This window comes from Pedococcus sp., from assembly GCF_036000045.1.
GTDB lineage: Bacteria > Actinomycetota > Actinomycetes > Actinomycetales > Dermatophilaceae > Pedococcus.
In genome coordinates, this window is record NZ_DASYGF010000052.1 from 16,434 (window position 1) to 28,799 (window position 12,366).

Below are 12,366 nucleotides of genomic sequence, written 5' to 3' on the forward strand. Positions count from 1 at the left end.
GCGTTGACGCTACTCCGGTACGTAGCGCTCCGCCAGAGAATCTCAGCTATTCGCCCATTTGCCTGGGGACGAACTTTCTTGTGGCACTAGGGATGTGACGGGTGAGACCGAGAGCGTCTCACGACCGTTCGCGCCTGATGCGCACCATACGTCGTCTATGGCGTCCACCCCGTTGCCGACGCGGGGCGTCGCCGTGTCTCACCGCCGGATGACCGTCATCCGAGCCGCATGCCCGGCCACCGCGAGCGACACCTATCCTTGTGCGGTGAGTACCGCGCACCATGACGCCCTCGCCGGCCTGGCCGCCGGCGCCGACCTTCCCGCTGCCCAGCAGCCGGAGTGGCCCGACGCCGCTCGTCTGGGGAGTGCCGTGGCCGAGCTCGCCTCATATCCCCCCCTGGTGTTCGCGGGCGAGTGTGACGTCCTGAAGTCCCGCATGGCCGCCGCCGCCCGCGGTGAGGCCTTCGTCCTGCAGGGCGGGGACTGTGCGGAGACCTTCGCCGCGGCGACCGCGGACAACATCCGCGACCGGGTCAAGACCATCCTTCAGATGGCGGCGGTCCTGACCTACGGCGCCTCCGTCCCCGTGGTCAAGGTCGGCCGCATGGCCGGCCAGTACGCCAAGCCGCGCAGCAGCGGATCGGAGACCCGTGAGGGGGTGTCCCTGCCGGCATACCGCGGTGACATGGTCAACGACTTCGAGTTCACCCCGCAGTCGCGCATCCCCGACCCCCAGCGCCTGGTCCGCGCCTACCATGCGAGCACCGCGACCCTGAACCTCGTCAGGGCCTTTACCCACGGTGGCTTCGCCGACCTGCGCCACGTCCACGACTGGAACAAGGGCTTCGTCGCCAATGCCGCCAACAGCCGCTACGAGCGGCTGGCCAAGGACATCGACAAGGCGATGAAGTTCATGCACGCGTGTGGAGCGGACTTCGACGCGATGAAGACGACCGAGTTCTTCTCGGCCCACGAGGCGCTCCTGCTCGACTACGAGCGACCTCTGACGCGAGTGGACAGCCGCACGGGTCAGCTCTACGACACCAGCGGGCACTTCATCTGGGTCGGCGAGCGCACCCGCGACCTTGACGGCGCCCACGTCGACTTCGTGTCCAGGGTCCGCAACCCGATCGGCATCAAGCTCTCCGCGAAGGCCGACGTCGACGACGTGCTCCGCCTCATCGAGAAGGTCGACCCGGACCGCGAGCCCGGCCGGCTGACCTTCATCACCCGGATGGGCGCCAAGACAGTGCGTGACGCGCTGCCGACGCTGGTCGACAAGATCACCGCCTCCGGGGCCCAGGTGACCTGGATCTGCGACCCGATGCACGGCAACACCTTCGAGTCGGCCAGCGGCTACAAGACGCGTGACTTCGAGGACGTCGTCGAGGAGGTGCGCGGGTTCTTCGAGGTGCATCAGGGCCTCGGCACGGTGCCGGGAGGCATCCACGTCGAGCTGACCGGCAACGACGTCACCGAGTGCATCGGTGGTGCCGAGAAGATCCTCGACGCCGACCTCAACAAGCGCTACGAGACGGTGTGCGACCCGCGGCTCAACCACCAGCAGAGTCTCGAGCTCGCCTTCCTCGTCGCCGAGATGCTGGCCAAGGACTGAGGGCGACCCGAGCGATGAGCGCGAGCCCGGCTGCCCTGCCCCCTGCCGTCGACCTGTTGTCCGACACCGTCACCAAGCCGACCCAGGCCATGCGCGACGCCATGGTTCGGGCGCCCGTCGGCGATGACGTGTTCGGCGAGGACCCCACCGTCCGCGAGCTCGAGGAGCGCGTCGCCAGCCTGCTCGGCCACGAGGACGCCTTGTTCACCCCCACCGGCTCGATGGCCAACCAGCTGTGCCTGCGGCTGCATGTCGGTCCCGGCGAGGAGCTCGTCGCCGACTCCCTGGCGCATGTGCTGCGCGCCGAGATGGGGGCCGCGGCAGTGCTGTCGGGCCTGTCGGCCCGGTCGTGGGTCGCCGACCACGGTCTGCTCGACGCTGCCCAGCCGCTTGCTCTGATGATCCCTGACGGCGGTGCCTACCAGGTCAACACCCGGCTGGTGGTGGTCGAGAACACCCACAACTTCGGGGGCGGCACCGTCCAGCCCCTCGACCAGATCCAGCAGCTGCGCGCGGGCACCCAGCCGCACCGGGTCGCGATGCACCTCGACGGTGCTCGGCTCTGGAACGCCCATGTCGCCACAGGGGTGCCGCTGGACACCTACGGTCGGCTCTTCGACACCGTGAGCGTGTGCCTGTCCAAGGGCCTGGGCGCGCCAGTGGGCTCCGTCATCGCCGGGTCCCACGACCTCATGGCGCAGGCGCGCATCTGGCGCAAGCGTTTTGGCGGCGGCATGCGCCAGATCGGCATCCTCGCCGCGGCCGGCCTCTATGCGTTGGACCACCACGTCGAACGGCTCGCGGACGACCACGCCCGGGCGCACCGGTTCGCCGGTGCCGCGGCGGTGGCCGCGCCCGGCTCCGTCGACCCTGCGCGGGTCCAGACCAACATCGTCATCCTCGACGTCGCGAGGGCCGGATGGACCTCGGGTGCCTTCGTGACGGAGGCCGGGCGCCACGGCATACGCCTGTATGCCGTGAGCCCGACTGCCGTGCGCCTGGTCTGGCACCTCGACGTGGACGACGCCGGCACGGACCGGGCGACCGAGGTGCTGGTTCCCTTGCTGGAGAAGGGTCCTCAGACTTCGTGATGGAGCAGCTCGGCCGGCGGATCCTGTTCGGCCGAGGCGCCTGAGCGGCGTCCGAGCAGCTCGACGACGTACATCGCGGCGAGCACCAGGGCGCCGCCCACGACCATGCGGGCGGTCAGTGGCTCGCCGCCGAACAGCACGGCGAAGAACGCCGCGAAGACGGGCTCCATGGTCATGACGATGGCTGCCCGGGTGGCAGGCAGGTGCGACTGGGCCCAGGTCTGCGCCCAGAGCGCCACCGCTCCGGCGACCAGGGCCATGTACAGCAGGGAGGCCCACTGACCGCCGGTGCTGGGCAGCGTGATCCCACCCGGAATCGCGGCGACCCCGGTGATGGCGGTGATGACGAAAGCCTGCACAGTCGCCAGTCCGGTGGCCGAGCCCGCCGTCGAGTATCGGCCCAGCCCGATGATGTGCAGGGCGTAGAGCGCCGCGGCGGCCAGCGTCAGGGCCTCGCCGACCCCCACCGACAGCCCTCGCAGGGACAGCACGGCCAGGCCGGCGGTCGCCAACGCAACGGCCAGCCAGGTCGACAGCGGCAGGCGGTCACGCAACAGCACGGCCCCGAGCACCGGGGTCAGGACGACGTAGGTGCCCGTCACGAACCCGGACACGGATGCGTCGGTGTGCTCCAGGCCGATCGTCTGGAGCAGCTGGGCGAGCCCGTAGAGCGCTCCGAGTGCCACACCGACGAGGACCTGGCGCCGGGTCAGGGCGAGCGTCTGCCGCCGGAAGACCGCTGCCATGACGACGGCCGCGATCCCGAACCGCACCGCCAGGAAGTCGGCCGACGGCACATGGGCCACCAGGTCGTGGATGAGGAAGAACGTCGAGCCCCAGACCGCAGTGACGGAGACCAGCAGCATGGTAGCCAGCCGCGGCGTGGCGATGGACGAACGCACGGAGACGACGGTTCAGACCACGACCAGCGTGATGGTCGATCCCTTGGGCTGCTGAGAGCCCGCCGGGGGGTCCTGGCTACGGACCGTCCCGAAGATGCCGCCCATGAACCGCTGCACGCTCACCTTGAACCCCGCAGCGGTCAGGACCTTGGTGGCGTCAGCCTCCTGGCTGCCCTCGACGTTGGGCACCGTGACCATCACCGGGCCCTTGGACACCACGAGGGTGACCTGCCCACCCTTGAAGAGCGTTCCGCCCGACGGGGACTGTCGGATGACGTTGCCCTTGGGGACGGTGTCGCTGTTCTCCTGCTGGGTGGCGTCAACCAGGAGACCGGCCTTGGTGAGGGTGTCGACCGCCTGAGCGGCGGGCTGCCCGGTGAAGTCGGTGACCGGGATCGGCTGGCGGCCCTCGCTGACGACCATATCGACGGGCGCACCCCGCTTGAGCTGCGTGCCTGGCGCGGGATCGACCGAGATCACCAGGCCCTGGGTCACGGTGTCGCTGAAGGCCTGGCTGACCTTGCCGACGGTGAGCTTGGCAGCCGTGATCTCATCGGTGGCTTCCGCCTGTGACTTGTTGAGAACCGTGGGGACGGCGTAGCGCTCGGGGCCCTTGGAGACGGTGACCTTGACGTCGGTGCCACGGCCCACCTTGGTCCCGGCGCCGGGGTCGGTCGACATGACGACCCCCTTGGGGACTGTCTCGTCGAAGCTGTCGATGCGCTCTGCGCCCAGGTGGGCCTGCTCGAGCCGAGCCAGGGCCCGCGCATAGGTCAGGCGGGTGGTCTGCGGGACCACGGTGGGGGAGCCGGGTCCGGCGAGGAACCACCAGGCCACCAGACCCCCGAGGAGCACGACGCCCAGGGCGGCGGCTGCCCAGCGCCACGGGGCGCCTGCCGGCGCTCGGTGCCGAGCCTCACTGGCATACGGGACCTCGTCGGTGTCTCGGGGTTCGGCCAGGGGCAGAGCGCTGGTCCGCTCGACCGCGACGGTGCTCACGCCTGCCGCCTCGGCGCGGGTACCCTCTGGTCGCCGGTCGAGCTCGGTGAGGGTCAGCATGGCCCGCGAGCGCAGGACCTCGGTGAGGAAGTCCGCCGCGTCGCTGGGGCGCTGGTCGGGGTCGCGAGCAGTGGCCAGTGCGACGAGGGCGTCGAGCTCCGGTGGCACGGAGCTGACCCGCGAGGACGGGGCCGGGACCGAGCCGTGGACGTGCTGGTAGGCGATGTGGATGGGCGTGTCGCCGGTGAAGGCCTTGGTGCCGGTGAGCATCTCGAAAAGGATCAGTCCGGCGGCATAGACGTCGCTGCGGGCGTCGGCGATCCCTCGCTCGACCTGCTCGGGGGACAGGTAGGCCACGGTGCCGAGGAGCACGCCGGTCTGGGAGGTGGTGGTCTGCGTGCTCACTGCGCGAGCGAGCCCGAAGTCAGCGACCTTCACGGTGCCGTCGTCCTCGCGCAGGATGATGTTCTCGGGCTTGACGTCGCGATGGATGAGGCCGGCTCGATGAGCGGCACCCAGTGCCTGGAGCACGGGAGCCATGATGTCGAGCGCGGCTCGCGGGGTGAGAGGCCCCTCGGCGCGCATCACCTCTCGGAGCGTCTGGCCCGGGACGTACTCCATGGCCAGGAACATGTGGCCGTCATCCTCGCCCTGGTCGAAGACGGAGACGACGTTGGGGTGGGACAACCGTGCCGCGGACCGGGCCTCGCGCCGGAACCGGCTCGCGAAGGCCGTGTCCTGAGCCAGGTCGCGGCGCAGCACCTTGAGGGCGATGTCGCGGTCCAGACGGGTGTCGAGGGCCAGGTAGACCGAGGCCATCCCGCCGTCGGCGATGTGCGACAGGACGCGGTAGCGCCCGTCGACCACACGGCCCAGCAAGGACTCGGTCACACCGGAAGACACCTGCAAAGTGTAGGAGGTGTCAGGGGTCAAACCGCGCAGGCGGGCCCGGCCGGGACGGCTGGTGCGAGCTCAGGCCGGCCGCCCGACGGGGCTTAGAGCCGGGCCCGGTGGGTCAGGACGGAGGCCACGTAGGCCTTGGTGTCGGAATACATCCCGTTCGCCTCGACTGACGCCAGGCCCTGGTAGTACCCGCCGATCGCCTTGCGCAGGTCCGGCGTCGAGCGGGTCAGGCTGCGCAGGATGACCACGCCCGCCGTGATGTTGTCTCGGGTGTCCAGCAGGTCGAGGTGGCGCCCGGCCATGTCCGAGGCCCAGCTGCCCGATGACGGGATGACCTGCATGACGCCGATCGCGTCGGCGACCGAGACCTCGCGCTGGTTCCAGCCTGACTCCTGCCAGCCGATCGCCAACGCCAGGCGCGGGTCGAGGCCGTGGCTGCGGGCGATGGCGACGATCATTGCTCGCGTCTCGCTACGACTCGGCACGCGGCGCTCGGCCAGCAGCCTGCGATGGGCCGTGGCGGCGTCGACGACGCCTGAGGGGTAGGTGCGTCCGGCGAAGCTGTTCGGGCCGGTCTGCTCGAGCTTGGCGGTCGCGGGGATCCGGATCTTCTGGCCCACCTGCAGCATGGAGCCATGCGGGAGCCTGTTGGCCTTGAGCAGCGCAGCGAGGGTGAGGCCGTAGTGCGCGGCGATGCCACTGAGCGTGTCGCCGGACCGCACGCTGTATGCCGTCGTCGACGGCGCGGCGTGAGCGCGCGCGGTGGCTCGTGGCGGGGTGCCATGAACCTTGAGGGTCTGCCCGGGGTGGATGACGCTGCGAGGCGAGAGCCGGTTCCATGAGTAGAGGCTGGCCAGCGGGGTCTTCGTGCGGGCGGCGATGGCGCTCAGCGTGTCGCCACTGCGCACCCGGTAGGTGGTGGTCGTCGCGGCAGGCCGCGCTGCGCGCCGTGGCGCGGGGCGGGCGGAGTGCCTGGCGGCCCTGGCCGCCCCCGGGATCATGACCTTCTGGCCGATATGGAGCACCGAGCGCATCGAGAGCCGGTTGGCCTTGAGCAGGGCGGCCAGGGTCACGTGCCTGCTCGCGGCGATCCCGCTCAGGGTGTCACCTGCACGCACGACGTAGGTGGCACGTCGGACCTCTGCGGCCCGCGCGGCGGCCCGTGCTGCGGAGACCGCCTTGGCCCGGGCTGCCTCCGCGCGAGCCTGAGCGGCCGTCTTGGGAACCCACAGCCGCTGGCCGATGGCCAGGAGACTACCGCCGTCCCTGAGGTGGTTGCGGCTGGCGATGGCGCCGGGCGCGGTGGCGGTCCGGGCGGCGATGCCGTCGAGTGTGTCGCCGCCACGGACCGAGTAGACGACCCAACCGTACGGGGCCGGCTTGGCCTGCCGGACTGTGGCGTGGACGGCGCGCAGCTGGACGGTCGCGACGGGAGGGAGCGCTGCGGGCGCGATCACCGGAGACATCGGGGCTACCTTTCGGGTGTTCCACGTCGTGAGTGCGGGTCGTGACGGAGGCAGTCAGGTACTCGAGTGAGCCATGGGGCGCCTGTGACTCGTGTGAAGGTACACCATTTCGGGCATGGTCATATCGACTTACATCTATGTAATTTGCTTTGCGTGCGTTGGCTGGCAGGCTGGGTCAGGTGACTGACACTCCTGCCGACGGCCTCTCTCGTCCGACCCATCCCGAGGCCCCCGAGCCTGATGCCACCGACCCTGAGACCACGGCACCCACCCTCGAGCAGCTGGTGGGGTCGTGGCTCACCGTTCCGGATGTCGCCGAGCGCCTGGGCGTCTCGCTGGCCGCTGTCCGGCGCATGATCGAGGACCGCCAGCTCGTCGCGTGGCGGGTGGGGCAGCGGCGCGTGGTGTCCGTGCCCGAACGGTTCCTCGATGAGGCGGTCCTGCCCCATCTGCCGGGCACCTTCACCGTGCTGACCGACGGTGGGATGAACGACGAGGAGCTGCTGCGGTGGCTGTTCACCGCTGATCACACGCTGCCCGCGGGCGGTTCGCCGGTCGAGGCGTTGGGCGCCGGCTTCAAGACGGAGGTGCGTCGCCGCGCCATGGAGACGGCCTGGTAGCCGCTGGAGCGCGGCGCAGTGCTCCCGGGTCAGTACGCGCGGGCCGTCGAGCTGTCGATGAGAGCGTCGAGCACGTCCAGTCCCTGCGCGGTCAGGCCCGTGGTCGACTTGAGCGCCATCCGCGCTGTCCCTGCGAGCCGGGTGATCTCGGCCTCGACCGCATCCACGGCTCCGCTGTCTGCGATGAGCGAGCGCAGCCCGTCGATGTCGGACTCGCCCAGGCTCGCCTCGCCGAGAAGCCGGTCGACCGTCGCGCGGCCCGCATCGTCCGTGCCGGCGAGCGCGTGGGCGATGAGGACCGTGCGCTTGCCCTCGCGCAGGTCGTCGCCGGCCGGCTTGCCGGTGGCCGCGGGGTCGCCGAACACGCCGAGCAGGTCGTCGCGCAGCTGGAAGGCGTGCCCGAGGTCGAGCCCATAGCGGGACAGGGCCTCCAGGTCGTCCGGGTGGGCACCACCGGCCGTGGCGCCCACGAGCAGCGGATGCTCGACCGTGTACTTGGCGCTCTTGAAACGGATCACTCGCTGGGCGCGCTCGATCCGCTGGCTGTTCGGCACGCCGTCCCACGAGCGGGCGGACTCGACGACGTCGAGGAACTGGCCGCCCATCAGCTGGGTGCGCATGAGGTCGAAGACCGCGCGGCCTCGGGTGAGGTGTTCCGGCTCGAGGCCCGAGGTCGAGTACAGCTCCTCTGTCCAGTTGAGGCACAGGTTGCCGGCCAGGATCGCACCGGCAATGCCGAACCGCCCCGCGTCGCCGGCCCACGCCTCGCGCTCGTGGCGAGCGGCGATCGAGCGGTGCGCGGCCGGCATACCTCTGCGCGTGTCGCTGTCGTCCATGACGTCGTCATGGATCAGGGCCGCCGCCTGGAAGAACTCCATCGCCGTCGCCACGCGCACCAGTGCGTCGGAGTCGGGCTGGCCGGTGGCGCGGTAGCCCCAGTAGAGGAAGGCGGCGCGCAGTCGCTTGCCCCCCGTCAGGAGGCTGGCGACCGCCCCGAGCAGCTCTTGGGCGTCGGGTCCGACCTCGCCGAGGACATGCGACTGACGCTCGAGGAACTCGTCGACACAGCGCTGGACGCGCTCGCGCAGCTGCGCGGCGTCGAGCGGGCTGTCCACCACAGGCTCCTCCAACAAGGTCTCAGGCCGGCGCAGCGACCGGCGTCGCATGGGTCGTCTCACCGGGTGCCGTCTTGAGCCTACGGTGTCCGTGCTCGGCTAGTGTCACTGCCATGGCACTGGGTCAACCTTCGAGACTTGCGCGGCCGGAGCGGCTCACCCGCTCCATTCCCGGCATGCTGTCGGCACCCAGCCCCTCGATCAGCTTCGAGTTCTTCCCGCCCAAGGACGACGCCGGTGAGGCAGTCCTCTGGGACGCCATCCGCCGGCTGGAGTCACTGCGGCCCGACTTCGTCTCGGTGACCTACGGCGCCGGTGGCACGAGCCAGGACCGCACCGTGCGCGTCACCGAGCGGATCGCCCGAGAGACGACCCTCACTCCGCTGGCCCACCTGACCTGTGTGGGCGCGTCCGTGGCGGCGCTGCGCCAGGTGGTCGGGCTGTATGCCGCGTCCGGCGTGCGCAACGTCCTGGCCCTGCGCGGGGACCCGCCGGGCAACGTCGGCGGCGCGTGGGTCGCTCACCCGGAAGGCCTCGACCATGCCGAGGATCTCGTGCGGCTGGTGCGGGGCCTGGGGGAGTTCACCGTCGGGGTGGCGGCCTTTCCCGACGTCCACCCGGAGTCCGGTGGCTTCGAGGACGACGTCGAGGTGCTCGTCCGCAAGGCCGACGCCGGGGCGAGCTTCGCGATCACCCAGATGGTCTTCGACGCCGATACCTACCTGCGGCTGCGCGACGCTGTGGCCGCCCGGCGTGACCTGCCCATCACTCCCGGCCTGATGCCGGTGACGAACTTCAAGCAGGTCGCCCGGATGTCCCAGCTCATGGGTACCCCGCTGCCCGAGGCGGTGCTGCGCCGGCTCGAGGCCGTCTCGCAGGACCCCCTGGCCACCCGCGAGGTCGGCGTCCAGATCGCCATCGAGCTGGCCGAGCGGATGCTGGCCGAGGGCGCGCCGGGACTGCACTTCATCACCATGAACCGCTCGACCGCGACCCTCGAGGTCTACCAGAGCCTCAACCTCCAGCCAGGCTCACCCTCGGGTCGGGCTGGGCTGGTCGAGCGGTCTGAGGTCTGACACCAGCGGCACGATGTCGGCGACGGAGTCGACCACCCGGGTCGGCTGGTACGGAAAGCGTGCGACCTGGTCGGGCCGGGTCGAGCCGGTGAGCACCAGGATCGTGCGCAGACCGGCCTCGAGCCCGCTGATGACATCGGTGTCCATGCGGTCGCCGACCATCACGGTGGACTCCGAGTGCGCGTCGAGGCGGTTCAGGGCACTGCGCATCATCAGCGGGTTCGGCTTGCCGATGTAGTACGGCTGGTGGCCGGTCGCAGCGGAGATCAAGGCCGCCACGGAACCGGTCGCCGGCAGGGTGCCGTGCTTGCTTGGACCGCTGACGTCTGGGTTCGTGGCGATGAACCGCGCACCACCCTCGATCAGACGGATCGCTTTGGTGATCGCCTCGAACGAGTAGGTCCGGGTTTCGCCGAGCACGACATAGTCGGGCGAGCGCTCGGTCATCGTGTAGCCGACCTCGTAGAGCGCCGTCGTCAACCCTGCTTCGCCGACGACGAAGGCGCTGCCTCTGGGGCGCTGGTCGTCCAGGAACTGGGCCGTGGCGAGAGCCGAGGTCCACAACGCCTCCTCGGGGACGTCGATGCCGCTCGTGAGCAGCCTGGCGCGCAGGTCCCGAGGGGTGAAGATGGAGTTGTTGGTCAGGACCAGGAACGGTCGGCCGTGGTCGACCAGGGCCGCGATGAAGTCCGCGGCTCCCGCGATCGCGGCCTCTTCGTGGACGAGGACGCCGTCCATGTCGGTCAGCCAGCACTCGACCGGCTTGGTGTGAGTCATGACGCCATTGTCGGGGCATGGAGGCGAGCGTGGGGGCAGGACTCTGTCGTGTACGACAGATCTCGTCAGTTTGGCGGAGTGCCGTCGGCTGGACCGGGCGCAGGCTGGAGGCGCCAAGAGTGCAGGGACGTGTCGACGAGGAGGTACTCACATGCCACTGGCCACGAGCGCGATCGCCGCGGTGCTGCCCGTCACGGACACCTACCGTGCCAAGGAGTTCTACGACAGGCTCGACCTGCCGTATCTCGGGAAGAACGAGGAGGGCAGCCTGCTGTACCAGCTCGGCGGTGGCGCGGCGCTCCTGCTGCTCCCTCGCGAGGCAGGCACGCAGAACCCGAGCACGGCGCTGACCTGGGAGGTCCCGGATGTGCGTGCCGAGGTCGCGGACCTGGAGGGCCGGGGAGTGAGGTTCGAGGACTACGACCTGCCCGGCCTGAAGACGGTGGATCACATCGCCGAGATGGGCGGTATGCGCTCGGCGTGGTTCCTCGACCCGGACGGCAACGTGCTGTGCGTCCACGAGGGTGGGCTGCAAGGGACCTGAGCGTCCGGGAGGTATGACGGCCAGTGACCCGGCCCTGAGCTGGCCAGCTCCGCGTGCTCGGTCATCGGCGGGTGACTCGTCTAAGCACGTCGGTGCGCCCGGTGGCTCAGGCGACCTCGATGGCGTGACCGCCGGTGACGCGGAGCAGCTCCTCGTACGTCGTTCTGAAGACGGTGTGGCTGTGGCCCGCCGCGGCCCAGACGTGCCGGTAGCGGCTCAGCGAGACGTCGACGACCGTCGTGACGGGATGCAGGTGCCCGACTGGGGCGACGCCGCCGATGGCGAAACCCGTGTGGTCGCGGACGAAGTCGGCGTCGGCACGGTCGACGTAGTCGACTCCGTCGAGCAGGTCGGCCACCTTGACCAGGTCGACCCTGTGAGCTCCCGAGGTGAGCACGAGGAGGGGCTCGGCGGGGCCGTTCTCGACATGAGCCCGAAAGACCAGGGAGTTCGCAATCTCGGCCGCGGTGATGTTGAGGGCCGCGGCTGCCGCGGCAGCCGTGCGGACGGCGTCGGGGAGGGCGACCACCTGGGGGAACACGTCGTAGACAGCCAGTGCGGCGAGGACGCGCTGCACTCCGGGGTGGGTCCTCAGGTCTGGCGCAGCGGAGGATGCGCTCAGGGCGTCAGGCTGCGACATGAACGAATGCTAGGCGCGGCGCCCTGTGTCGACTAGAGGGTGCTCAGCGGCCAGAGGATTGCGGGTTGTCAGCGCACCGGTGTACGGTCTTTCTCATCGAACACATGTTCGAAATGTGGCTGGTCACCGGCCACCTGTGCGGCTCTGGCCCTGCGATCAGGCGCCTCGACCCCGCCCCTCGTAGGGCCAGGGCGCACATCCCATCACGCGCTGCATCTTGCCTGCCCTGTTCCGTCCTGCCATCGCAAAGGAGGCCCCTGGTGGTCCGCCGGTACGAAGAGCCCATCGAGGTTCGCGAAGCCCATCGCGAGGAGACCCCCCGTGACGCCAGGCCGGCTGCCTTCGTGTGGCGTGGCCGGCTCTACGTCGTGCGCACGATCCTCGACCAGTGGCAGGAGCGACGTCCCTGGTGGCGCGATGCGCGCGAGGGCCGCGATGTGCTGACCGACGCCCGTGAACGCCGTGTCTGGCGCGTCGAAGCCAGTCCTGGACGCCTGGGGGGCGTGGGGGTCTACGACCTGGGTGCGACGCATCCAGACTCCGCAGAGCCGGGTGGTCAGCCGGGTGGTCAGCCGGCCAGCCAGTGGCAGCTTCTGCGAGTCGCGGACTGAGGGGGCG

The 12,366-nt window shown here is 70.1% G+C and carries 12 protein-coding genes; 6 read left to right on the forward strand and 6 right to left on the reverse strand.

The window, feature by feature from the left end; translation table 11 throughout:
• The first annotated feature begins 208 nt into the window (after positions 1-208).
• Positions 209-1,615, forward strand: a complete 1,407-nt coding sequence (locus VGN50_RS08380) for a class II 3-deoxy-7-phosphoheptulonate synthase (RefSeq protein ID WP_327444338.1) — start codon at positions 209-211, stop codon at positions 1,613-1,615.
• A 14-nt stretch (positions 1,616-1,629) separates the two neighbouring features.
• Positions 1,630-2,706, forward strand: coding sequence for a GntG family PLP-dependent aldolase (locus tag VGN50_RS08385; RefSeq protein WP_327444289.1), 1,077 nt, complete (start codon positions 1,630-1,632; stop codon positions 2,704-2,706).
• On the opposite strand, the gene VGN50_RS08390 is transcribed toward VGN50_RS08385, so the two are convergent.
• From VGN50_RS08390 to VGN50_RS08400, 3 genes are all read right to left on the reverse strand, one after another.
• Positions 2,694-3,608: a DMT family transporter gene (locus VGN50_RS08390; protein ID WP_327444290.1), complete on the reverse strand. Its 915-nt coding sequence runs from the start codon at positions 3,606-3,608 to the stop codon at positions 2,694-2,696. The two genes, VGN50_RS08385 and VGN50_RS08390, sit on opposite strands and share 13 nt — an antisense overlap.
• Before the next feature lie 12 nt (positions 3,609-3,620).
• A complete protein-coding gene (gene pknB, locus VGN50_RS08395; protein ID WP_327444292.1) occupies positions 3,621-5,510 on the reverse strand; it encodes a Stk1 family PASTA domain-containing Ser/Thr kinase in 1,890 nt (629 codons plus the stop codon).
• 92 nt (positions 5,511-5,602) lie between these two features.
• Positions 5,603-6,976, reverse strand: a complete 1,374-nt coding sequence (locus VGN50_RS08400; protein WP_327444293.1) for a LysM peptidoglycan-binding domain-containing protein — start codon at positions 6,974-6,976, stop codon at positions 5,603-5,605.
• Between the two features lie 179 nt (positions 6,977-7,155).
• On the opposite strand from VGN50_RS08400, the gene VGN50_RS08405 reads away from it, so the two are divergent.
• Positions 7,156-7,596, forward strand: a complete 441-nt coding sequence (locus tag VGN50_RS08405) for an Rv2175c family DNA-binding protein (protein WP_327444294.1) — start codon at positions 7,156-7,158, stop codon at positions 7,594-7,596.
• 29 nt (positions 7,597-7,625) lie between these two features.
• On the opposite strand, the gene VGN50_RS08410 is transcribed toward VGN50_RS08405, so the two are convergent.
• On the reverse strand, positions 7,626-8,711 hold the full coding sequence (locus VGN50_RS08410; protein WP_327444295.1) for a polyprenyl synthetase family protein: 1,086 nt from the start codon (positions 8,709-8,711) through the stop codon (positions 7,626-7,628).
• A 176-nt stretch (positions 8,712-8,887) separates the two neighbouring features.
• Here VGN50_RS08410 and metF point away from each other — a divergent pair, with 176 nt between their 5' ends.
• The gene (gene metF / locus VGN50_RS08415; RefSeq protein WP_327444296.1) at positions 8,888-9,787 is read left to right on the forward strand and encodes a methylenetetrahydrofolate reductase [NAD(P)H]; all 900 of its coding nucleotides are present in this window, start codon (positions 8,888-8,890) and stop codon (positions 9,785-9,787) included.
• On the opposite strand, the gene VGN50_RS08420 is transcribed toward metF, so the two are convergent.
• Positions 9,743-10,564 carry an HAD-IIA family hydrolase gene (locus tag VGN50_RS08420; RefSeq protein ID WP_327444297.1) on the reverse strand — a complete coding sequence of 274 codons (822 nt, stop codon included), beginning with the start codon at positions 10,562-10,564 and terminating at the stop codon, positions 9,743-9,745. The genes metF and VGN50_RS08420 overlap by 45 nt on opposite strands.
• A 151-nt stretch (positions 10,565-10,715) precedes the next feature.
• On the opposite strand from VGN50_RS08420, the gene VGN50_RS08425 reads away from it, so the two are divergent.
• Positions 10,716-11,108, forward strand: a complete 393-nt coding sequence (locus VGN50_RS08425) for a VOC family protein (RefSeq protein ID WP_327444298.1) — start codon at positions 10,716-10,718, stop codon at positions 11,106-11,108.
• A 106-nt stretch (positions 11,109-11,214) separates the two neighbouring features.
• Here the strand turns inward: VGN50_RS08425 and VGN50_RS08430 are convergent, their stop codons facing one another.
• Positions 11,215-11,748 (reverse strand): YbaK/EbsC family protein, encoded by a 534-nt coding sequence (locus VGN50_RS08430; protein ID WP_327444299.1) that lies wholly within the window; start codon positions 11,746-11,748, stop codon positions 11,215-11,217.
• A 260-nt stretch (positions 11,749-12,008) separates the two neighbouring features.
• Here VGN50_RS08430 and VGN50_RS08435 point away from each other — a divergent pair, with 260 nt between their 5' ends.
• Positions 12,009-12,359, forward strand: coding sequence for a DUF6504 family protein (locus VGN50_RS08435; protein WP_327444300.1), 351 nt, complete (start codon positions 12,009-12,011; stop codon positions 12,357-12,359).
• Positions 12,360-12,366 lie beyond the last annotated feature (7 nt).